This is a genomic window from Micromonospora sp. NPDC049151 (assembly GCF_040648395.1).
GTDB lineage: Bacteria > Actinomycetota > Actinomycetes > Mycobacteriales > Micromonosporaceae > Micromonospora.
On record NZ_JBEZDP010000005.1, the window covers coordinates 1 to 21,041 of the forward strand.

General features: G+C 73.1%; 22 protein-coding genes. 14 read left to right on the plus strand and 8 right to left on the minus strand.

Annotation, left to right across the window (positions count from 1 at the left end):
• Nucleotides 1-635: 635 nt before the first annotated feature.
• Nucleotides 636-1,919, minus strand: coding sequence for a tyrosine--tRNA ligase (gene tyrS / locus AB0B20_RS07815; protein WP_357386579.1), 1,284 nt, complete (start codon nt 1,917-1,919; stop codon nt 636-638).
• Nucleotides 1,920-2,026: 107 nt separating this feature from the next.
• On the opposite strand from tyrS, the gene AB0B20_RS07820 reads away from it, so the two are divergent.
• The 4 genes from AB0B20_RS07820 (at nt 2,027) to AB0B20_RS07835 (ending at nt 4,398) form a co-directional block, all read left to right on the plus strand.
• Nucleotides 2,027-2,410, plus strand: a complete 384-nt coding sequence (locus tag AB0B20_RS07820; RefSeq protein WP_175438812.1) for a PaaI family thioesterase — start codon at nt 2,027-2,029, stop codon at nt 2,408-2,410.
• A gap of 80 nt (nt 2,411-2,490) precedes the next feature.
• Nucleotides 2,491-3,717, plus strand: a complete 1,227-nt coding sequence (locus tag AB0B20_RS07825) for a divalent metal cation transporter (RefSeq protein WP_357469093.1) — start codon at nt 2,491-2,493, stop codon at nt 3,715-3,717.
• Nucleotides 3,714-4,094, plus strand: a complete 381-nt coding sequence (locus AB0B20_RS07830) for a hypothetical protein (protein ID WP_357386392.1) — start codon at nt 3,714-3,716, stop codon at nt 4,092-4,094. Before AB0B20_RS07825 ends, AB0B20_RS07830 begins: the two co-directional genes overlap by 4 nt.
• Entirely contained in the window at nt 4,081-4,398 is a 318-nt protein-coding gene (locus tag AB0B20_RS07835) for a PRC-barrel domain containing protein (RefSeq protein ID WP_357386394.1), read from the plus strand. The genes AB0B20_RS07830 and AB0B20_RS07835 overlap by 14 nt, the downstream gene beginning before the upstream one ends.
• A 44-nt stretch (nt 4,399-4,442) precedes the next feature.
• Here the strand turns inward: AB0B20_RS07835 and AB0B20_RS07840 are convergent, their stop codons facing one another.
• The 3 genes from AB0B20_RS07840 to AB0B20_RS07850 all read right to left on the minus strand — a co-directional run bounded on the left by AB0B20_RS07840 (nt 4,443) and on the right by AB0B20_RS07850 (nt 7,093).
• Entirely contained in the window at nt 4,443-5,798 is a 1,356-nt protein-coding gene (locus AB0B20_RS07840) for a hemolysin family protein (RefSeq protein ID WP_357386395.1), read from the minus strand.
• 146 nt (nt 5,799-5,944) lie between these two features.
• Nucleotides 5,945-6,580, minus strand: coding sequence for a hypothetical protein (locus AB0B20_RS07845; protein WP_357469098.1), 636 nt, complete (start codon nt 6,578-6,580; stop codon nt 5,945-5,947).
• Nucleotides 6,581-6,589: 9 nt separating this feature from the next.
• Entirely contained in the window at nt 6,590-7,093 is a 504-nt protein-coding gene (locus AB0B20_RS07850; protein WP_357469100.1) for a GNAT family N-acetyltransferase, read from the minus strand.
• A gap of 133 nt (nt 7,094-7,226) precedes the next feature.
• Here AB0B20_RS07850 and ppdK point away from each other — a divergent pair, with 133 nt between their 5' ends.
• From ppdK to pflA, 5 genes are all read left to right on the plus strand, one after another.
• Nucleotides 7,227-9,887 carry a pyruvate, phosphate dikinase gene (gene ppdK / locus AB0B20_RS07855; RefSeq protein ID WP_357469103.1) on the plus strand — a complete coding sequence of 887 codons (2,661 nt, stop codon included), beginning with the start codon at nt 7,227-7,229 and terminating at the stop codon, nt 9,885-9,887.
• 12 nt (nt 9,888-9,899) lie between these two features.
• Entirely contained in the window at nt 9,900-10,343 is a 444-nt protein-coding gene (locus AB0B20_RS07860; protein WP_357386403.1) for a hypothetical protein, read from the plus strand.
• A 161-nt stretch (nt 10,344-10,504) separates the two neighbouring features.
• The gene (gene adhP, locus AB0B20_RS07865; RefSeq protein ID WP_357469105.1) at nt 10,505-11,515 is read left to right on the plus strand and encodes an alcohol dehydrogenase AdhP; all 1,011 of its coding nucleotides are present in this window, start codon (nt 10,505-10,507) and stop codon (nt 11,513-11,515) included.
• 65 nt (nt 11,516-11,580) lie between these two features.
• A complete protein-coding gene (gene pflB / locus AB0B20_RS07870; protein WP_357469110.1) occupies nt 11,581-13,824 on the plus strand; it encodes a formate C-acetyltransferase in 2,244 nt (747 codons plus the stop codon).
• 5 nt (nt 13,825-13,829) lie between these two features.
• Entirely contained in the window at nt 13,830-14,606 is a 777-nt protein-coding gene (gene pflA / locus AB0B20_RS07875) for a pyruvate formate-lyase-activating protein (protein WP_357386582.1), read from the plus strand.
• Between the two features lie 95 nt (nt 14,607-14,701).
• On the opposite strand, the gene AB0B20_RS07880 is transcribed toward pflA, so the two are convergent.
• On the minus strand, nt 14,702-15,118 hold the full coding sequence (locus AB0B20_RS07880; protein ID WP_357469113.1) for a hypothetical protein: 417 nt from the start codon (nt 15,116-15,118) through the stop codon (nt 14,702-14,704).
• Between AB0B20_RS07880 and AB0B20_RS07885 the strand changes: the two genes are divergently transcribed.
• Complete coding sequence (locus tag AB0B20_RS07885; RefSeq protein WP_357469116.1) at nt 15,117-15,290, plus strand: hypothetical protein; 174 nt, start codon at nt 15,117-15,119, stop codon at nt 15,288-15,290. The two genes, AB0B20_RS07880 and AB0B20_RS07885, sit on opposite strands and share 2 nt — an antisense overlap.
• Before the next feature lie 108 nt (nt 15,291-15,398).
• Here AB0B20_RS07885 and AB0B20_RS07890 read toward each other — a convergent pair whose 3' ends face one another.
• Nucleotides 15,399-15,869, minus strand: a complete 471-nt coding sequence (locus AB0B20_RS07890) for a cyclic nucleotide-binding domain-containing protein (protein ID WP_357386410.1) — start codon at nt 15,867-15,869, stop codon at nt 15,399-15,401.
• Between the two features lie 158 nt (nt 15,870-16,027).
• Here AB0B20_RS07890 and AB0B20_RS07895 point away from each other — a divergent pair, with 158 nt between their 5' ends.
• Nucleotides 16,028-16,936 carry a universal stress protein gene (locus AB0B20_RS07895; protein ID WP_357386412.1) on the plus strand — a complete coding sequence of 303 codons (909 nt, stop codon included), beginning with the start codon at nt 16,028-16,030 and terminating at the stop codon, nt 16,934-16,936.
• Nucleotides 16,937-17,006: 70 nt separating this feature from the next.
• On the plus strand, nt 17,007-17,891 hold the full coding sequence (locus AB0B20_RS07900) for a universal stress protein (RefSeq protein WP_357386414.1): 885 nt from the start codon (nt 17,007-17,009) through the stop codon (nt 17,889-17,891).
• 72 nt (nt 17,892-17,963) lie between these two features.
• Here the strand turns inward: AB0B20_RS07900 and AB0B20_RS07905 are convergent, their stop codons facing one another.
• Both AB0B20_RS07905 and AB0B20_RS07910 read right to left on the minus strand, forming a co-directional pair.
• Nucleotides 17,964-18,593: a CE1759 family FMN reductase gene (locus tag AB0B20_RS07905; protein ID WP_357386416.1), complete on the minus strand. Its 630-nt coding sequence runs from the start codon at nt 18,591-18,593 to the stop codon at nt 17,964-17,966.
• Nucleotides 18,590-19,681 (minus strand): LLM class flavin-dependent oxidoreductase, encoded by a 1,092-nt coding sequence (locus AB0B20_RS07910; RefSeq protein ID WP_357386418.1) that lies wholly within the window; start codon nt 19,679-19,681, stop codon nt 18,590-18,592. The genes AB0B20_RS07905 and AB0B20_RS07910 overlap by 4 nt, the downstream gene beginning before the upstream one ends.
• Before the next feature lie 139 nt (nt 19,682-19,820).
• Here AB0B20_RS07910 and AB0B20_RS07915 point away from each other — a divergent pair, with 139 nt between their 5' ends.
• Both AB0B20_RS07915 and AB0B20_RS07920 read left to right on the plus strand, forming a co-directional pair.
• Nucleotides 19,821-20,459, plus strand: a complete 639-nt coding sequence (locus AB0B20_RS07915) for a DNA-3-methyladenine glycosylase (protein ID WP_357386420.1) — start codon at nt 19,821-19,823, stop codon at nt 20,457-20,459.
• A 146-nt stretch (nt 20,460-20,605) separates the two neighbouring features.
• On the plus strand, nt 20,606-21,040 hold the full coding sequence (locus AB0B20_RS07920) for a DNA-binding protein (protein ID WP_357386422.1): 435 nt from the start codon (nt 20,606-20,608) through the stop codon (nt 21,038-21,040).
• Nucleotide 21,041 lies beyond the last annotated feature (1 nt).

A 21,041-nucleotide genomic window follows, 5' to 3' on the forward strand; every position in this document is an offset into this window, starting at 1 on the left:
TCCTGAGCCAGGATCAAACTCTCCAACAAAAACTTGTCGAACAGCATCCTGACAACAAAAGTGTTGCCAAAGGAATCCCAACCAGCCAGACAACAGCCTGACCAGTCCGGGGTATAAAACAATTGGCACTGGCTTTACAAGCACCCTGTTGAGTTCTCAAAGAACAACCACACACCAACCACCAGGCCCCACATCAGCAGGGCCCCCAGCCGGGGCATCTCGTTCAAACACCCGCCGCTCTCGCGCCGGGCACTTTTACTACGTTACCCGGTGGTTTCTGCCGTGTCAAACCGGTGTCAACCGGTTTGTCGTGCGTCACACCCTTTTACCGGGCACCCCGATCAACCGGCTTCCGCCGGTCGTTCCGAGGAATTCGGTAGGCCGGCCGCCCGCGGTTTCCCGCTGGCTCGTCCGTTTCCCTACCGGCCGACAACCTTACCCGGTCGGTTCCGCCTCGCCAAATCCGCCTCCCGGCGAATCCGGGGCACCACCCGGTTCTCAGGTCCTGCGCTCCGGCCTATCAGGTCTTTCGCCCTGTTTCGTCCGTTCCGCGCTGGCAGAGAGAAAGTTACGCGCCCAGCGGAGTGATCGTCAAATCCGCTGGGCGCGTCCCGCGTCACACCATGGAGGGGCGACTATTTGCGCAGCTCAACACCCGCGAAGGAGCGCTTGCCCCGGCGCAGCACGAGGTACCGGCCGTGCAGCAGGTCGTCCGCGGAGACGGTGGCGTCCACCTCGGCGATCCGGGTGTTGTTGACGTACGCGCCGCCCTCGGCGATCACCCGCCGTGCCTCCTTCATGCTCGGCACCAGGCCCGACTCCTTGAGCAGGCCGGCCACGTCCGGCAGCTCGTCGAGGTGCACCAGGCCGGCCTCGGTCAGCGCGGCGCGCAGCGTCTCCGGCGCCAGTTCGTCGAGCGAGCCGCGCCCGAACAGCGCCTGGCTCGCGGCCACCGCCTGGGCCATCTCCCGCTCGCCGTGCACGAGCGTGGTCAGTTCCTCGGCGAGCGCCCGCTGGGCCAGGCGCGCCTGCGGCCGTTCCGCAGTGGCCTTCTCCAGCTCCTCCAGCTCCTCGCGGGAGCGGAAGCTGAAGTACCGCAGGTAGCGGCTGACGTCCCGGTCGTCGGCGTTGACCCAGAACTGGTAGAACGCGTACGGGCTGGTCATCTGCGGGTCGAGCCAGACCGTGCCGGTCTCGCTCTTGCCGAACTTGGTGCCGTCGGCCTTCGTCACCAGCGGCGTGGTGAACGCCTCCACCGGACCGGCGCCGCGCCGCCGGACGTAGTCCACCCCGGCGGTGATGTTGCCCCACTGGTCGGAGCCGCCGTACTGCAGCCGGCAGCCGTGCCGGCGGTGCAGCTCGAAGTAGTCGTTGGCCTGCAGGAGCTGGTAGCTGAACTCGGTGTAGCTGATGCCGGTCTCCAGCCGCGCCTTCACCACCTCGCGGGCGAGCATCTTGTTGACCGGGAAGTGCTTGCCGACGTCCCGGAGGAACTCCACCACCGACATCTCGCCGGTCCAGTCCAGGTTGTTGACGAGTTGCGCCGCGTTCTCCCCGGTGTACGTGACGAACGGCGAGAGCTGCTCGCGGATGCGCTCCACCCAGCCGGCGATCACCTCGGGCGGGTTCAGCGTCCGCTCGGCGCTCTCCTTCGGGTCGCCGATCTGCCCGGTGGCGCCACCGACGAGCAGCAGCGGACGGTGCCCGGCCTGCTGGAGCCGGCGGGCCATCACGACCTGCATCAGGTTGCCGATGTGCAGGCTCGGCGCGGTGGGGTCGAAGCCCACGTAGAAGGTGGTGCTCCCGCCGTCGAGCAGCTCGCGCAGTTCGTCGAGGCCGGTCGAGTCCTGGATCAGGCCCCGCCACAGCAGGTCGTCGGTCAGGGAGTCCCGCCCCGGCGGGAGGTTGCTGTCGGTCACGGTCACCGATTCTCCCCCATCACCGGGCCCGGCCCGTACCGGGTTTGCCGAGGTGCGGCCGACTAGGCTGGCGGCGCCGTCGAACGCGAGGAGGAACAGCGGTGGACATGCCGAACCTGACCGGTGGCTTCGTGGCCCTGCTGGGCCTGACGTTCGACGAGGTCAGCGGGGACCGGGTGGTGATCCGCTGGAAGGTGCGCCCGGAGCTGCACCAGCCGTACGGGATCCAGCACGGCGGCGTCTACTGCTCGGTGGTGGAGACGGCGGCCAGCATCGGCGGCGCGCTCTGGCTGGGCGACAAGGGCAACGTGGTCGGGGTGTCGAACCAGACGGACTTCCTGCGCGCGGTGCGCGACGGCGAACTGACGGCTGTCGGCACGCCCGTGCACCGGGGCCGCAGCCAGCAACTCTGGCTGGTGGAGATCACCGACGCCGACGGGCGGCTGGTGGCGCGCGGCCAGGTACGGCTGCAGAACCTCACCGCCGCCTGACCCGGCTGGCCGTTTCGGCCCAAAAGGCGCAGTAACGCCGATATCGTCGCCTCGGTGAGGACGTCCGCTCCCGGCCCGACGTGAGGAAGCTGTTCGCCGCCACGCTCGGCGTCCTGTCCGCCGTCGGCGGCTTCGTCGACATCGGCGACCTGGTGGCGGCCAGTCAGGCCGGCGCGCTGTTCGGCATGGCCCACACCTGGGTGCTGCTGGCCGGGGTGGTCGGCATCTGCGCGTACGCGGAGATGGCCGGACGCATCGCGGCGGTGAGCGGGCGGGCGGTGTTCGATCTGGTCCGGGAGCGGCTCGGTCCGCGCGTGGCGCTGCTCAACCTGGTCGCGTCGTGGCTGGTCACCGTGGTCACGCTCGCCGCGGAGCTGGGCGGTGTGGCGCTGGCGCTGCAACTGGCGACCCGGCTCAGCCACCTGTTCTGGGTGCCGCTCGCCGCGCTGGCGGTCTGGCTGGTGCTGTGGCGGCTGCGGTTCGAGCTGATGGAACGGATCTTCGGCCTGGCCGGGCTGGCGCTGCTGGTGTTCGCTGTCGCGCTGGTGGCGCTGCCGACCGACTGGCCGGAACTCGGCCGGGGCGCGTGGCAGGTCAGCGCGTCCGGGCACGGCTGGCCGCTGTACTGGTTCGTGGCGGTGGCGCTGTTCGCCTCCACGGTCAGCCCGTACGAGGTGTTCTTCTTCTCCTCCGGCGGCGTCGAGGAGCGGTGGGGCGCGGCGGACCTGGCGCGGGCCCGTTCGAACGTGCTGATCGGCTTCCCGGTGGGCGGGTTCCTGGCGTTGTCGCTGGTCGCCGTGGCGACGGTGGCCTATCACCCGTCCGGGGCGTCGCTGAGCACGCTCGACGAGGTGGCGCGGCCGGTGGCGACGGCGCTCGGTGGGGCCGGCCTGGCCGCCGCGGTGCTGGCGTTCTTCGCGGTGACGTTCGGCGCGGCGCTGGAGACCGGGCTGTCGGCGGCGTACGCGGCGGCGCAGTACTTCGGGTGGCAGTGGGGCAAGCGGGTCCGACCCCGGGAGGCGGCCCGGTTCCACAGCGTGCTGCTGGTCGGGCTGCTGCTCGGCGTGGTGATGCTGATGACGACGGTGGACCCGGTGCGGCTGACCGAGTACATGCTGGTGCTCAGCGCGGTGGTGCTGCCGCTGACGTACCTGCCGATCCTCGTGGTCGCCAACGACCGCGGGTATCTCGGCGACCGGGTCAACGGGCGGTGGACGAACCTGCTCGGCGCGGTGTTCCTGCTGCTCATCGTCGCGGCCTCGGTGGCCGCGATCCCACTGGCGATCATGACGGGGATGGGGCCATGAGGGTTCAGCTCGCCAAGCGGCTGCTCGACCGGCAGATCGTCGACGTGGACGGGCTGCTGGTCGGACGGGTCGACGACATCGCGTTCGCGATCGACGACGACGGCGTCCCGTACGTGGACTGCCTGCTCACCGGACAGGGCGCGCTCGGGGAGCGGATCGGCGGCCGGATCGGGCGGCTGCTGGTGGCGGTGGCGGACCGGTTCACCGACGACCCGCCGGTACCGCCGTTGCGCGTACCGCTGTCGCAGGTCGCCCGCGTGGACAGCGCGGTGCGGCTGCGCTGCCCGGCGGCGGACCTGCCGCCGTCGCCGGTGGAGGCGTGGCTGCGCCGGCACCTGATCGAGCGGATCCCGGGGTCCGGCCGTGCGAGCGGGTGAGCTGCTCGGCCGCACCGCGTACGACCTGCACGGGCGGCGGCTGGGCCGGGTGGTGGACGTGGTGGTGCGCGGCGGGTGGCCGCCGGACCGGCTGCGGATCACCGACGTGATAGTCGCCGGGCACTGGTGGACCCGGGTGATCAGCCGGCTGATCGGCCCCGAGCTGCATCCGTCCGGGCCGTGGCTGCTGCGGGTGACGGCCCGGCTGGTCGGGCGGAGCACCCGTCAACTGCCCGCCGACGCGGTGCAACTGCTGCCGCCGGTGCCCGGTTTCCCGTTCGGCCCGCCCGCCGGAGGCCGCTGAGGCCCCGGGCGGCGGTGCGCCGGGCAGCCCGCGCCCGGCGCCGGTCAGCGACGGGCGTCGTCGAGTTCGGGGGCGTCGGCCGGGTCGGCCGCGTCGCCCGTGGTGTCGTCGTCCGCCGAGTCCTCGCCGCGGCTGCGGCGGCGGACGTGCACCTCGGTGATCGCCCGCTGGTCGACGCCGGCCACCGACAACTCCCAGCCGTCCACGGTGACCTGCTCCCCCGCCACCGTCGGGATGTGCCCGAGGCAGATCAGCACCAGCCCGGCGACAGTGGTGTAGTCGCCCGCGGGCCGGTTCGGCAGCTCCACCCCGAGGTCGGTCAGGTCGTGCACCGGGAACGTGCCGGGCAGCACGAGCGTGCCGTCGGCCTCGGTGCGCACGGCGCGCAGGTCCCGGTCGGTCTCGTCGTAGATCTCGCCGACGATCTCCTCCAGGATGTCCTCCAGCGTCACGATCCCGTCGACCGCGCCGCGCTCGTCGACCACCAGCGCGATGTGCTGCCGCTCGGCCTTGAACTGGCGCAGCGCGTCGACCACCGGCAGCGAGTCGGGCAGCAGCATCGGCGGGCGGGCGATCTCGTCGACCGGCCGGTCGTCGGAGACGCCGACCAGGTCCCGCAGGTGGATGACGCCCACCGCCTCGTCCAGGCCGCCGTGGCGGACCACCGGCGCCCGGGAGTGGCCGGTCGCCGCCAGGACGAGCCGGGCGGCCTCCGCGGTGGTGCCGCTGTCGAGCGTGAAGACCTGCAACCGGGGTACGAGCACCGCCCGCAGCTGCCGGTCGGCGATCTCCACCGCACCGGCGATGATCATGCGTTGTTCCTTGGTGAAGCCGTGGTTGCCGGCCACGATGTCGCGCAGCTCGTCCGGGCCGATCTCGTCCGGCTCGGCCTTCGGGTCCAGGCCGAACAGGCGTACCACCAGGTCGGTGGTCGCGCCCAGCAGCCAGACGGCGGGCCGGGTGACGCTGGAGAGCACGTCCAGCGGGCGGGCCACCAGCAGCGCCCACCGCTCGGCCGACTGCATGGCGATCCGCTTCGGGGCCAGCTCGCCGAAGACGAGCGTGACGAACGTGAGCACCAGCGTGACAGCGACGATGGCGACGGTCTCGGCGGCGTTGCCGAAGACGCCCAGCAGCGGGACGAGCGGCCGGGCCAGCGACACCGCGGCGGCGGCGGAGGCCAGGAACCCGGCGAGTGTGATGCCGATCTGGATGGTGGCCAGGAACCGGTTCGGGTCCTTCGCGAGACGGGCGAGGGTCCGTCCGCCGCGGCTGCTGCGCTCCAGCCGCTGCACCTGGCTGTCGCGCAGGGACACCAGCGCCATCTCGCTGCCGGCGAACACCGCGTTGAGGATCACCAGCACACCGACCAGGGCAAGCTGGCTCCAGTAGCTCTGCACGACCGGTTATCTCCCTCGGCCCGATCCGGGTCGGCCGACGGCCGACCCGCCGGCCGGCAGATCCGGTCGGCGTGGCCCTCTGTTGCCCCGCGGGCCCGCGCCTGAATCCTGTGCGATCACTGAGCGCCGGGCGGGAGCGCCGCGATTCACCCCCGCGTAGTGGGGACCGGCAGGTCGAGCACGTACGCGCCGCCCTCCGGGCGGAACCCGAGCCGGTGGTAGTACGGGGCGATCATGCCGGGCGGGCTGACCACCCGGCGGAAGCCCCGGTCGGTGAACAGCCGGCTGCGCCGGTAGACGAACTCCCCCGGGGTGAAGTCCCGGAACGGCGGGGTCACGTAGTCCAGGTCGATCTGGGCCACCCCGCCCGGTTCGGCGTGCGAGAGCATCACGCCGACCACCTCGTCGGCGCGTACCACCAGGAACGCCGAGCGGTCGTCGGCCGCCGGGTCCCAGCGGAAGCCCGGGTTGAACCGCGCGATGTCGGCGGCGTGCACCCGCAGCGTGTGCGCCAGGAACGCGTCAGCGGTGCCCACCTCGACCACCTGGTAGGTCTGCTCGTCGTGCCGGGTGGCCAGCAGCTTGCGCAGGTACCAGACGTTGATCACGGTGAGCACGACGTTCAGCCCCACCATCGGCCAGACCTGCACGGCGGCGTTGTAGCCGATCAGGATGAGGCAGCCGACCAGGTTGAGCGCGCGCAGCCGCAGGATCCGGGTCTGCAGCAGGGACCAGACCAGCAGCGCGGAGCCGGCCCAGCCGACGAGTTCCAGCCAGTTCACCCGGGGAGACTAGCCGCCTGCCTGGTCAGACCCCTCGGCGGGCAGTTCCAGCACGTACTCCTCGACCTCGGCGCCGCGCGCCGGGGCGTACCCCGAGTCCTCGCCGACCACGACGAAGCCGCACTTGCGCAGCACCGCCAGCGAGGCGGCGTTGTCCTTCGCGGCGCGGGCCCGCAGCGGCCGGTGCGGCACCTCGGTCAGCAGCGCGCGCAGCGCGGCGGTGGCGTGGCCGCGCCCCCAGTACGCCGCGTCGATCCAGTAGCTGACCTCGGTCTGCTCGCCGACTGGGAACGCCGCCACCCGCCCGACCAGCTCTCCGTCGACGGTGACGGCCCGGTTCACGATGCGCTCGTCGGCGCGGATGCGCGCCCAGTGCGCCTCGAACGCGGCCCGGTCGGACGGGTCCTGCGGGCCGAACGCGGCCATCCAGTTCGCCTGCGGGTCCTGCTCGTGGGCGAAGAAGGCGGGCAGGTCGTCGTCGCGCACCGGGCGGAGCAGCAGGTGGTCGGTCACGGCCGGAACGATACGTGGACCCACCGACACGGTCGGGACCTCCGGCCCGGTGTGTGTCCCGTCCGGCCCTGACGTCCGGCCGGGCGGCCCGGTTACCAAGGAGGTGTAACGACGCAGTCGAGGAGGCCGGATCATGTCGAAGTACGTCTACGACTTCATCGAAGGTGACCGCAGCCGGGCCGACCTGCTCGGCGGCAAGGGCGCCAACCTCGCCGAGATGACCCGGCTCGGGTTGCCGGTGCCGCCCGGGTTCACCGTCACCACCGACGCCTGCCGGGCGTACCTGGCCACCGGGGCGCCGCCGGCGGGCCTGTACGAGGAGATGAACGCGCATCTGCGGGAGGTGGAGGCGCGGCTGGACCGGTGGCTGGGCGACCCGCGTGACCCGCTGCTGCTGGCGGTGCGCTCCGGCGGCCGGTACTCGATGCCGGGGATGATGGAGACGATCCTCGACATCGGGCTCAACGACACCACAGTCGTCGGGCTGGCCGAGCGCACCGGCGACGAGCGGTTCGCCTGGGACTCGTACCGGCGGCTGATCCAGATGTTCGGCCGCACCGTGCACGGCATCCCGGTCGAGGAGTTCGAGCACGAGCTGGCCGCGCTGCGGGCCACCGCCGGGCCGGACGGGCCGAGCGCGGGGCAGTTGCACGACCTGGTCGAGACGTACAAGAAGATCTTCCTCCGGCACGTCGGGCACGACTTCCCGCAGGCCCCGCACGAGCAGCTGTTCCTGGCCGTGCGCGCGGTGTTCGAGTCCTGGCACTCGGAGCGGGCCCGGATCTACCGGCGGCAGGAGCGCATCCCGGACGACCTGGGCACCGCCGTCAACGTGATGGCGATGGTGTTCGGCAACCTCGGCTCCGACTCCGGCACCGGTGTCGCGTTCACCCGTGACCCGGCCACCGGCGCCCCCGGCGTGTACGGCGACTACCTGACCGACGCGCAGGGCGAGGACGTGGTGGCGGGCATCCGCAACACGGTGCCGCTGACCGAGCTGGAGCGGCTGGACCCGGCGAGCTTCCACCGGCTGCGGGAGATCATGACGACTCTGGAGCGGCACTACCGCGACCTGTGCGACGTCGAGTTCACCATCGAGCGCGGCCGGCTGTGGATGCTGCAGACCCGGGTCGGCAAGCGCACCGCGGCGGCCGCGTTCGTGATCGCCGCGCAACTGGCCGAGGAGGGGCTGATCACCGCCGACGAGGCGCTGACCCGGGTCACCGGGGCGCAGCTCGCCCAGCTGATGTTCCCGGCCTTCGACACGGCCGGCGCGCCCGAGCCGATCGCGGTCGGCGTCGGCGCCTCGCCCGGCGCGGCCGTCGGGCGGGTGGTGTTCGACTCCGCCGCCGCGGCTGCGGCCGACGGACCGGTGATCCTCGTCCGGCCGGAGACGAACCCGGACGACCTGCCCGGCATGATCGCCGCGACCGGGGTGCTCACCTCGCGCGGCGGCAAGACCTCGCACGCCGCCGTGGTGGCGCGGGGCATGGGCCGCACCTGCGTCTGCGGGGCCGAGGCCCTGGGCATCGACGTCGAGCGCGGCGAGTTCACTGTCGGCGAGCGGGTGGTGCGGGCCGGCGACGTGATCTCGATCGACGGCACCAGCGGGCGGATCTGGCTCGGCGAGGTGCCGGTGCAGCCGTCCCCGGTGGCCCGCTACCTGACCGGTGAGCTGCGGCAGGAGGCCGACCCGCTGGTCGCCGCCGTGCACCGGCTGCTCGGGCACGCCGACGCGGTGCGCACGCTCGGCGTCCGCGCCAACGCGGACACCCCGGACGACGCCCGCCGCGCCCGCGAGCTGGGCGCCGCCGGGATCGGGCTGTGCCGCACCGAGCACATGTTCCTCGGCGAGCGCCGGGAACTGGTCGAGCGGCTCATCCTGGCCGAGGGCCCGGCCGAGGTCGGCGCGGCGCTGGACGAACTGCTGCCGTTGCAGCGCGCCGACTTTCTCGGGCTGCTCACCGCGATGGACGGGCTGCCGGTCACGGTCCGGCTGCTCGACCCGCCGCTGCACGAGTTCCTGCCTCCGTTGGCCGAGCTGACCGCCCGGGTGGCGGGCGCGCAGGCGCGCGGCGAGGAGCCGGGCCACGACGGCGTGCTGCTGGCGGCGGTGCGGCGGATGCACGAGACGAACCCGATGCTGGGGCTGCGCGGCGTGCGGCTCGGACTGGTGGTGCCGGGGCTGTTCGCGATGCAGGTGCGGGCGCTGGCCGAGGCGGCCGCGCAGCGGGTCCGGGCCGGCGGTGACCCGCGCCCGGAGATCATGGTGCCGCTGGTCGGTGACGTGCGGGAGCTCGCCGCGGTGGCGGACGAGGCGCGGCGGGTGCTGGCCGAGGTGCCGGGCGCGCCGGAGATCCCGATCGGCACCATGGTCGAGACGCCCCGGGCGGCGCTGACCGCCGGGGAGATCGCCGCCGAGGCGCACTTCTTCTCCTTCGGCACCAACGACCTGACGCAGATGACCTGGGCGTTCTCCCGGGACGACGTGGAGGGCGCGTTCTTCCCCGCGTACCTGGCCCGGGGGATCTTCCCGGTGTCGCCGTTCGAGAGCATCGACGCCGCCGGGGTCGGCCGGCTGGTCCGCCTCGCCGTCGCCGAGGGGCGGGCGGCCCGGCCGGAGCTGACCGTCGGCGTCTGCGGTGAGCACGGCGGCGACCCGGACTCGATCGGGTTCTTCGCCGAGGCCGGGCTCGACTACGTGTCCTGCTCGCCGTACCGGGTGCCGGTGGCGCGGCTGGCCGCCGGGCGGGCCGCTGTCGAGGCCCGTACCGAGAAGTCCGACTCCCGCTAGGAGGGCAGTGCCATGACCGCCATCTTCAACCCGACCGGCCCGGCTGTGACGCCGGTCCCCCGGCCCGCGCCACCGCCGGCCGCGGCGCCCGCCCCCGCCCCGGCCGGGCCGGTGGGCCCGGTGCTGGAACTGCCCGGCGACGCCGCGCTGGTGCCGGTGAACCGCGACGGCCACCCGGTGGGCGTGTTCGTCGCGGCCGGCGGCCGGGTCCGCTACCGGCGCGTGGTCGAACCCGACCGGCTCGTCGCCGCCGCCACCGGCGCGTTCGCGGTGGCCGCGCTCACCGCCGCCGTGGCGCTGTGGTCGCGGCGCCGCCCGCCGTCGGTCGGCACCGTCACCATGGGACCGGGCGGATGGGTCAGCCTGCGCGGCGTGCCGGCGCCGCGGCTGCGCCCGGACCACCGGCCCCGGTGGGCGCGCCTGCTGCGGGCCCGCCGCCTGGTCGTCGACCGCTGAGCACCCCAGGGGTACGGCCGCCGGTACGTCACCGGCGGCCGTACCGCCGTTGCGGCCCCGGAGGGGCCGTTGGTCCCGGGTCTCCGTGGTCCTGCGCCCCTGCCCGGCCGCGCCCGGCCGGACGACGCTTGAGGGGAGAACGAGACAGAGGGAGGCCCCCGATGCGCGCCAGTGTCGTCACCGCGTTCGACCGTCCGATGGAGATCACCGAGCGTCCCGTGCCGGAGGTCGGCCCTGGCGAGATCCTGGTCCGCATCGAAGCCAGCGGACTCTGCCACACCGACATCCACGCCGCCCGCGGCGAATGGCCGGTGAAGCCCACCCCGCCGTTCGTGCCCGGGCACGAGGGCGTCGGCCTGGTCGAGAAGGTCGGCCCCGGCGTCACCGAGCACGCCGTCGGCGACCGGGTCGCGCTGCCCTGGCTCGGCTGGGCCTGCGGGACCTGCGCGTACTGCGTGACCGGCTGGGAGACGCTGTGCGAGTCGCAGCGCAACACCGGTTACAGCATCGACGGCGCGCACGCCGAGTACGCGGTCGCCTCGGCCCGGTACGCGGTGCGCGTGCCCGACGGCGTGGACCCGTTCGAGGCCGCGCCGCTGACCTGCGCGGGCGTCACCACGTACAAGGCCGTCAAAGTCGCCGGGGTACGGCCGGGCGAACGGGTCGCGATCTTCGGCATCGGCGGCCTGGGTCACCTCGCCCAGCAGTACGCGCAGATCTTCGGCGCCGAGACGGTGGCGGTCGACGTGACCGCCGAGAAGCTGGCACTGGCCACCTCGCTCGGCGCGGCCCACACTGTCGACGCCGCCACCACCGACCCGGTCGAGCGGATCACCGCCCTGGGCGGCGTGGACGTGGCGATCGTGCTCGCCGCGAGCCCCCGGGTGATCGAGCAGGCGCACCGCTCGCTGCGTCGCGGCGGCCGGCTGGTGCTGGTGTCGCTGCCCGCCGACAACGCGATCACCCTGCCCGTCTTCGAGACGGTGCTCAAGGGCATCACGGTGCTCGGCTCGATCGTCGGCACCCGCGCCGACCTGGCCGAGGTCTTCGCGCTGCACGCCGCCGGCCGCACCCGGGTCGTCTACGAGATCCGCAAGCTGGACGAGATCAACGACGCGGTGGACGACGTCCTCGCCGGCCGGGTCGCCGCCCGGCTCGTGCTCCAGCCCTGAACCCCGCCCCGGTCCCCGCGCCGGCGGGGACCGGGCCCACAGTCGACGCCCCGGGAAGGACCGACATGACCGCCACCGAACCCCTGGCCCCCTGGCGTGGATTCCACGCCGGAGCGTGGCAGGAGACAGTAGACGTGGCCGACTTCGTCCGCCACAACCACGAGCCGTACACCGGGGACGCGTCGTTCCTGACCGGGCCGACGCCGCGCACCCTCGCGGTGTGGGACCGGCTGAAGGAGATGTTCGGCGAGGAGCGGCGGCGCGGCGTGTACGACGTCGACGCGGCCACCCCGTCGACGATCACCTCGCACGCGCCCGGCTACATCGACCGGGAGCGGGAGCTGATCGTCGGGTTGCAGACCGACGCGCCGCTGCGGCGGGCGATCATGCCGGCCGGCGGGCTGCGGATGGTGGAGACGGCGCTGCGCGCGTACGGGCGCGAACCGGACCCGCGCGTGCACGAGATCTTCACCAGGTACCGCCGCACCCACAACGACGCGGTCTTCGACGCGTACCCGGAGAGCGTGCTCGCGGCCCGGCGCTCGCACGTCATCACCGGCCTGCCCGACGCGTACGGGCGCGGACGGATCATCGGCGACTACCGCCGGGTGGCGCTGTACGGCGTGGACCGGCTGGTCGAGGAGCGCCGCGCGCTCAAGGCGGCGCTGGACGGGCGGCGCAGCACCGACGACGTGATCCGCGACCGGGAGGAACTGGCGGAGCAGATCCGCGCGCTCGGTGAGCTGAAGGAGATGGCCGCCGCGTACGGCTTCGACATCTCCCGCCCGGCCGCCACCGGCGCGCAGGCGATCCAGTGGCTCTACTTCGCCTACCTGGCCGCCACGAAGGAGCAGAACGGCGCCGCGATGTCGCTCGGCCGCACCGCCGGGTTCCTCGACGCGTACCTGCGGCGGGACATCGCCGAGGGGCGGCTGGACGAGAGCGGCGCCCAGGAGCTGATCGACGACTTCGTGATCAAGCTGCGGATCATCCGCTTCCTGCGCACGCCGGAGTACGACCAGCTCTTCTCCGGCGACCCGACCTGGGTCACCGAGTCGCTCGGCGGCATGGGCACGGACGGACGGCCGCTGGTCACCCGCACCACGTTCCGCTACCTCCAGACGCTGTACAACCTGGGCCCGGCGCCGGAGCCGAACCTGACGGTGCTCTGGTCGCCGCGCCTGCCGGAGGGGTTCAAGCGGTTCTGCGCCCAGGTGTCGCTGGACACCAGCGCCATCCAGTACGAGAACGACGAGCTGATCCGCCCCGCGTACGACGACGACACCGCGATCGCCTGCTGCGTGTCGGCCATGCGGGTCGGGCGGGACATGCAGTTCTTCGGCGCGCGGGCGAACCTGGCCAAGGCGCTGCTGTACGCGATCAACGGCGGCCGGGACGAGTTGTCCGGCGCGCAGGTCGCCCCGCCGGCCGCGCCGGTCGGCGGCGAGACGCTCGACTACGACGAGGTGCTTGCCGCGTACGACCGGACGCTGGACTGGCTGGCCGAGACGTACGTGGACGCGCTGAACGTGATCCACCACCAGCACGACAGGTACGCGTACGAGCGGCTGGAGATGGCGCTGCACGACCACCCGGTGCGCCGGTTCATGGCCACCGGCATCGCAGGGCTGTCGGTCGCGGTGGACAGCCTGTCGGCCATCCGGTACGGCCGGGTCAAGGTGCTGCGCGACGAGTCCGGCGTGGCCGTCGACTTCGCGGTCGAGGGCGAGTTCCCGACGTACGGCAACGACGACGACCGGGCGGACGAGATCGCGGTGTGGCTGGTCGAGACGTTCGCGGAGAAGCTGCGCCGGCAGCGCACGTACCGCGACGCGGAGCTGACCATGTCGGTGCTCACCATCACCTCGAACGTGGTGTACGGCAAGCACACCGGCAACACGCCGGACGGCCGGCGCGCCGGTGAGCCGTTCGCGCCGGGGGCGAACCCGATGAACGGCCGGGACAGCCACGGCCTGGTCGCCGCCGCGCTGTCGGTGGCGAAGCTGCCGTACGACGCCGCCCGCGACGGCATCTCGCTGACCGGCACGGTGACGCCGGACGGGCTGGGCCACACCCGCGACGAGCGGATCGCCAACCTGGCCGGGGTGCTCGACGGTTACACCGACGCCGGCGGGTTCCACCTCAACGTCAACGTGCTGGACCGGGCCACGCTGCTGGACGCGATGGCGCACCCGGAGCGGTACCCGCAGCTCACCGTCCGGGTCTCCGGGTACGCGGTGAACTTCGTCCGGCTCACCCGTGAGCAGCAGCAGGACGTCGTCTCGCGGACCTTCCACGGGTCGCTGTGAACACGCTGTCGACGCCGCAGCCCGGGCCGGTCCGGCCCGGGCCCGGCGGGGCGCTCACCGGCAGCGTGCACTCGTGGGACCTGTCGATCGGGGTGGACGGGCCCGGCACCCGGTTCGTGGCGTTCCTCGCCGGCTGCCCGCTGCGCTGCCGGTACTGCCACAGCCCGGACACCTGGTACCGGCGCAGCGGCCGCAGCCGTACCGTCGACGAGCTGATGGCCGAGGTGGGGCGCTACCGCCGCTTCGTCACGGTGGCCGGCGGCGGGGTCACCATCAGCGGCGGGGAGCCGCTGCTACAGCCCCGGTTCACCGGCGAGGTGCTGCGCCGCTGCAAGGAGCTCGGGCTGCACACCGCGCTGGACACCTCGGGTTTCCTCGGCGCCCGCGCCGATGACGCCCTGCTCGACGCCACCGACCTGGTGCTGCTGGACGTGAAGTCCCGCGACCCGGCCACCTACCGGGAGGTGACCCGCACCGGGCGGATCGGGCCGACGTTGCGCTTCGGTCGCCGGCTGGCAGAGCGGGGCGTACCGGTCTGGATCCGGTTCGTGCTGGTGCCCGGCCTCACCGACGGCGAGGCCAACGTGGCCGGGGTGGCGGACTTCGCCGCCGAGCTGGCCACCGTCGAGCGGGTCGAGGTGCTGCCGTTCCACCGCCTCGGCGCGCACAAGTACGCCGAGCTCGGCCTCACCTTCCCGCTGGCGGACACCGCGCCGCCCACCCCGGAGCTGCTGGAGCGGGTACGCGGGCAGTTCGCCGAGCGTGGCCTGACTGTCACCTGACCGGCCCGCACGGGCCGCACGGCCGACCGGGGAGCCCGGTCGGCCGTGCGGTGAATTGCCGGCACCGCGCTCCCGGCAATTCACCGTGTCCAATGTCAGTAGGCGATGAGGTTGCCGTAGTGCGAGCCCCACGTGTTCGACGCGAAAGTGAATTCGAGCCGGAATCGGGTGCCGTCGGCGACATTGGAGGCGATGACCATCCAGGCGCCGGTGGTCGACGTGTAGTGCTTCCACGTGCTCTGGCAGTATCCGGCGCTGACGAAGCAGACGCGGATCTGCGCGTTGATGTTCTGGTTGTCGTACGACCGGTTGCTGAAGTTGATGTCGCCACAGCGACTCGAAGTCGTGTAGTAGCCCGTGGAGGACGGCAGGTAGGCCTTGCCCGAACCGGCCGTCACGTAGCCGGTCACCGCACCGTCGTAACAGGCGGAGAGGAGTTGCGCCGAGGTGCCGGCCGGCTCGGCGGCGGCCGGTGAGGCGAGGTGCGGCAGCGCGAACAGCAACGCCGACATGACAGCGACCCGGATGACTCGTCTGATCAAGGTGCTTCCTTTCGTCTTCGAGCGCGACTTGCGCGCACCGGAGCACGAAGAAGCGTGCCGACAGAGGGACAGCTCACCACGATTCGTCGGCCATTCGCCGGACGCGTATGTGCGCGCCGCGGCGGACAGCGACATCGAATGAACACCCTCGCGGCCGTGGTTCCCCCGTGACCCCAAGATGTGGAGCATTGACGGACAGCATTCCGGGAATTGAGTGAACCGTCAAGGCCACACCCGCGCGGGCGAGGTCTCAGCCCGCCATGGACGTCGGATAGCCGTACAGGTCGAGCAGCCGGACCCGGGACGCCTGGAGGCGGTCCACCACCACGCTCATGAACCGGCTGGTGAGCTGACGGCCGAGCGTGTCGTCGGACTCCATCAGCCGGCGCACCCCGTCGGCGTCGAGCTCGACGGCGTTGCTGCGCTGGGTGGCGACCGCGCCGAACTGCCAGCGGTACGGCGGGAACAGCCACGACCAGCCGAGCACCCCGCCCGGCCCGATCGTCTCGATGCCCACGTCACCGCGACCCGGCACCGGGAAGTCGAGCGCCACCTGACCGCCGCGGACCAGCCAGAACCGGTCGGCCGGCTGGCCGGCGCGGAACAGCCGGTGCCCGGGGTGCCAGACCACCGGGCGGGCGTAGCCGGTGAGCCGGGGCAGCCACTCGTCGGGCAGCCCGGCCAGGAACGGATGGACGCGGAGCATCTCCAGCGGGGTCATCGCGCCTCCAGGATCGACAGGAGGGGAGCAGTGGTTCCATTTCACCCCGCCACCGCCCCGGGCGGTAGGGGCCGATGGTCCCGGCCGGGTCGGGCGGATCGACTCTGCCCAGGTGGGAGCCGTCGGCGCAGGCTGAGGGTGAACCGAAGGAGGACGTGATGACCGACAGGACCGGTGCCCCCGTCGTGGTGGGCGTGGACGGCTCCCCGTCCGCGCTGGACGCGGTACGGCTGGCCGCACGCGAGGCGGTGCTGCGGCACCGGCCGCTGCGGGTGGTGAACGCCTTCCTCTGGCCGCTCGTCGGCACGCCGCTGGGCATGGTCGCCCCGGTGCTGCCCGACATCGAGCTGCGTCAGGAGGCCGAGAAGCTGGTCGAGGAGGCGGTGGACGAGGCCCGCAAGGTCGACGCCGAGCTGGCTGTGACCGGCGCGGTGGTCGACGGCGGACCGGTCGCGGTGCTGCTGCGGGAGAGCCGCGACGCCGCGCTGCTCGTGCTCGGTCACCGGGGACTCGGCGGCTTCGCGGAACTGCTGGTCGGCTCCGCCGCGGTGCAGCTCTCCGCCCGCGCGGACTGCCCGGTGCTCGTGGCCCGGGGCGAGGCCCGCGCCGACGGCCCGGTGGTGGTCGGCGTGGACGGCTCGGCGCTCTCCGACGAGGCGGTCGGCTTCGCGTTCGCCGAGGCCGCGGCGCGCGGCGCCGAACTGGTGGTGGTGCACACCTGGCTGTACCCGCAGCCGGTCACCTACCGGGAGGCGTTCGGCGACGTCGTGCCGCTGGCGTACGACCCGCAGGAGCTGCGCGCCGACGAGCAGCGGGTGCTGGCCGAGGCGGTCGCCGGCTGGGCCGAGCGCTACCCGGAGGTGACGGTACGGCCGAAGCTGGTCGCCGCCGCCACCCCGTCCCGGGTGCTGGTCGAGGAGTCCGTCGGCGCCCAGCTGACGGTGGTCGGCGCACACGGGCGCGGTAGCCTCGGTGCGCTGCTGCTCGGCTCGGTCAGCCACGCCGTGCTGCACCACTGCCACAGCCCGCTCGCCGTCGTCCGGCACCGGGGGAACCGGGCCCACTGAGCCGGTTCCCCGGCCCGGGCCGGGCCGGCACCGCCACAATGGCCTGAGCCGACCGGAGGGAAAGCACCAGATGAACCGACCTGTCGTGGTGGGAGTGGACGGATCGCCGTCCAGCCTTGCCGCCGCCGACCTGGCCGCCGCGACCGCCGTCGCCCGTTCCCGGCCGTTGCTGCTGGTGCACGGCTACCTGCACCCGCTCGGCTACGGGGTGCCGCTCAACCCGTACGACCTGGGGGTGCCGGCGCCCACCGCGGAGTCGGAGAAGATGCTGGAGTCGGTCGCCGCCGACCTGGCCGAGCGGCACCCGGGCCTGCGGGTGCAGGTACGCCAGGTGGCGGGCGGTCCGGGCGCGACGATGGTCGAGGAGTCCCGCCGCGCCGAGCTGGTGGTGGTGGGCAGCCGGGGCGTCGGCGGCTTCGCCGGCCTGCTGCTCGGCTCGGTCAGCGGTCAGCTCGCGCAGCACGGGCACTGCCCGGTGCTGATCGTCCGTCCCGAGGAGCAGCCGATCCCGGTGGACGGCCCGGTGCTGGTCGGCGTGGACGGCTCCGACCCGTCCGCGTACGCGATCGAGCTGGCCGCCGACGAGGCCGAGCGACGCGACGCGGAGCTGGTCCTGATGCACGTCCGGTCGCCGGAACGCGGCGCGGTCACGCCGGAGGTGGCGGCAGAGGCGTCCACCGCCGAGCGGGCCGAGGCGGAGGGGCTGCTCGCCGACGCGGCGGCCCGGGTCCGGGCGGCGCACCCGGGCCTGCGGGTGACCGAGCGCTCCGTGACCGCGGCCTCGCCGGAGACCGCCCTGCGGGAGGCGAGCGGCGAGGCGGCGCTCGTGGTGGTCGGCTCCCGGGGCCGGGGCGGCTTCGTCGGGCTGCTGCTCGGCTCGGTCAGCCAGGCCCTGGTGCAGCACTCCCACTGCCCGGTGCTGGTCGCCCACCGGCCCGAGCCGGCCGACGACTGACCCGCGCGGCCTCGCGCGCGCTGCGTGCGGCCTGCCCGGGGCGGCCCGGGTTGCGCCCGCCTCCCCCCGGTGTCAGGCCGGGTCGCGGCCGGCGAGCAGGTCGGCGAAGTCGGTGGTGAGCGCGAACGGGTCGGCCGGGCCGGTCGCGGGCGGACGGCGGTCCACCTGCTCGGCCAGCTCGGCGGCGGCCCGGCGGATCCGGGACCGCAGCGCGCTGTCGCCGTCGTCGCCGGCCCAGTCCTCGGGCGCGGCGAACACCGCGGTGGGCAGCGTCGCCGCCCGCAGGTACGCGAACATCGGCCGGACCGCGTGCTCCAGCGCCAGCGAGTGCCGGGCGGTGCCGCCGGTCGCCCCGATCAGCACCGGCTTGCCGGCGAGCGCGTCCCGGTCGACCACGTCGAAGAACGACTTGAACAGCCCGTTGTAGGAGGCGTTGAAGATCGGCGTCACCGCGATCAGCCCGTCGGCGGCGGCCACGTCGTCGAGCGTCTGCCGCAGCGCGGCCGGCGGGAAGCCGGTGAGCAGGTGGTTCACCACGTCGTGGGCGTGCTCGCGCAGCTCCACCGTCCGCAGCTCCACGGTGGTGGCGCCGCGGCCGGCCAGCTCGTCGCGGGCGGCCGCGGCGAGCTGGTCGGCGAGCAGGCGGGTCGACGACGGCCGGCCGAGCCCGGCCGAGACGACCGCGAGGGTACGGCTGGTCATCGCTGCTCCCCGCCCACCGGCGCGGCGGCGAGCAGGCTCGCGTGGGTGGGCGCCTCGGGCACGTGCGCGGGACGCAGCGAGTCGAACTCCTTGCGCAGCACCGGCACCACCTCCTCGCCCAGCAGGTCGAGCTGCTCCAGCACCGTCTTCAGCGGCAGCCCGGCGTGATCCATCAGGAACAGCTGCCGCTGGTAGTCGCCGACGTACTCGCGGAAACCCAGCGTGCGGTCGATGACCTGCTGCGGGCTGCCCACTGTCAGCGGCGTCTCCCTGGTGAACTCCTCCAGCGACGGGCCGTGGCCGTAGACCGGGGCGTTGTCGAAGTAGGGGCGGAACTCGCGTACCGCGTCCTGGGAGTTGCGGCGCATGAAGACCTGCCCGCCGAGGCCGACGATGGCCTGGTCCGGCGAGCCGTGGCCGTAGTGCGCGTACCGCTCCCGGTAGAGGCCGACCATCCGCTGGGTGTGCTCCTTGGGCCAGAAGATGTGGTTGGCGAAGAAGCCGTCACCGTAGTAGGCGGCCTGCTCGGCGATCTCCGGGCTGCGGATCGAGCCGTGCCAGACGAACGGCGGCACGCCGTCGAGCGGGCGCGGCGTCGAGGTGAACGACTGCAGCGGCGTACGGAACCGGCCCTTCCAGTCGACCACGTTCTCGCGCCACAGCCGGTGCAGCAGGTCGTAGTTCTCGATGGCCAGCGGGATGCCGTTGCGGATGTCCTGCCCGAACCACGGGTAGACCGGGCCGGTGTTGCCGCGGCCCAGCATCAGGTCCACCCGGCCGTCGGCCAGGTGCTGGAGCATCGCGTAGTCCTCGGCGATCTTCACCGGGTCGTTCGTGGTGATGAGCGTGGTCGCGGTGGACAGCACCAGCCGCTCGGTGCGCGCGGCGATCCAGCCGAGCATGGTGGTCGGCGACGACGGCACGAACGGCGGGTTGTGGTGCTCGCCGGTGGCGAACACGTCCAGGCCGACCTCCTCGGCCTTGAGCGCGATGGCGGTCATGGCCTTGATCCGCTCACGCTCGGACGGCAGCCGCCCGTTCGTCGGGTCGACTGTGACGTCACCGACGGTGAAGACTCCGAACTGCATGACCAGCTCCTCGCGTGGGGTCCGGACCGGTCGGCCCGGGATCGCTCCTCACAACATATTTGACGAGTCAACTATTCCGCCTGCTGCGGGCGCCGGCGTGGCCCGGATCACGCGCCACCCACCGACTACCCTTGCCGCGATGACGTACCCCTGGCTCGACGCGCCCGCCGCGCAGGTCGCCGGCACCGCGCGGACGCTGCTCGGCTGGACCGTGTCGGCCGGGGGCGTCGCCGTCCGGCTCACCGAGGTCGAGGCGTACGCGGGCACCGGCGAGGATCCGGCGTCGCACGCCCACCGCGGGCCGACGCCGCGCAACAAGGTCATGTTCGGGCCCGCCGGGCACGTCTACGTGTACTTCGTGTTCGGCATGCACTGGTGCGCGAACATCGTCTGCGGCCGGGACGGCGAGGCGGCGGCGGTGCTGCTGCGCGCGGGCGAGGTGGTCGACGGCGTCGAGATCGCCCGCGAGCGCCGGCCGCGCGCCGCCGACCGGGATCTGGCCCGGGGCCCGGCCCGGCTGGTCACCGCGCTCGGGATCGGGCGGGACGCCAACGGCACCTCGGCTGTCGACGGCAGCGGACCGCTGCTCCTGACACCGCCGGCCGAGCCGGTCGAACCGGCGCGGATCGTGGCCGGGCCGCGCGTCGGGGTCGCCGCCGCGCACGACCTGCCGTGGCGGTTCTGGCTGGCGGACGAGCCGAGCGTGAGCGTCTACCGGCGGCACACCCCGCGCCGCCGCCCCGCGCCAGCCGCCCCGGTGCGGAACTCACCGGCCTGAATCGGCCGTTCCGCGCAACCCGGAACACCCGTCGGCGCGTCTGGTGGACATGACGCGCCGACTTCTCACCCACATCCCGAGGGCACGGCGTCTTACACGAAGGGCTTTCAACGGGGTGTTGACAACGGGCCATTCTTAGGTGTGGGATGAACGTCATGGTCACCGTGGACAACGACCCGTTCACCGCTCCGGATGCTGCTCAGGCCCGCGCGCACCGCAACTACGCGGCGCTGCTGCGGATCGCCGAGCGGCACGCGGGTTCGAACTCTCGTCGTCGCCGTTACGCCCACCCCGACGTGCCCGACGCGTACGAGGCGGCCACGCTGGTGATGGCGCTGGCCGGCGGCGCCGAGCTGGACGAGGGTGAGGAGCCCGTCGACCAGGCCGACCTGATGGCCGCGCTGACGCTGATCCCGCACGTGCGGGCCGAGGTGGACGCGCTGGAGGCCGGCCTGTTGCAGGTGGCCCGTGGGCGGGGCATGACCTGGCAGGCGATCGCCTTCGGGCTGGGGCTGGGCAGCGCCCAGGCGGCCCGGCAGCGCTACGAGCGGCTCACCGTCCGCACCGGCACCGGCGACTGAC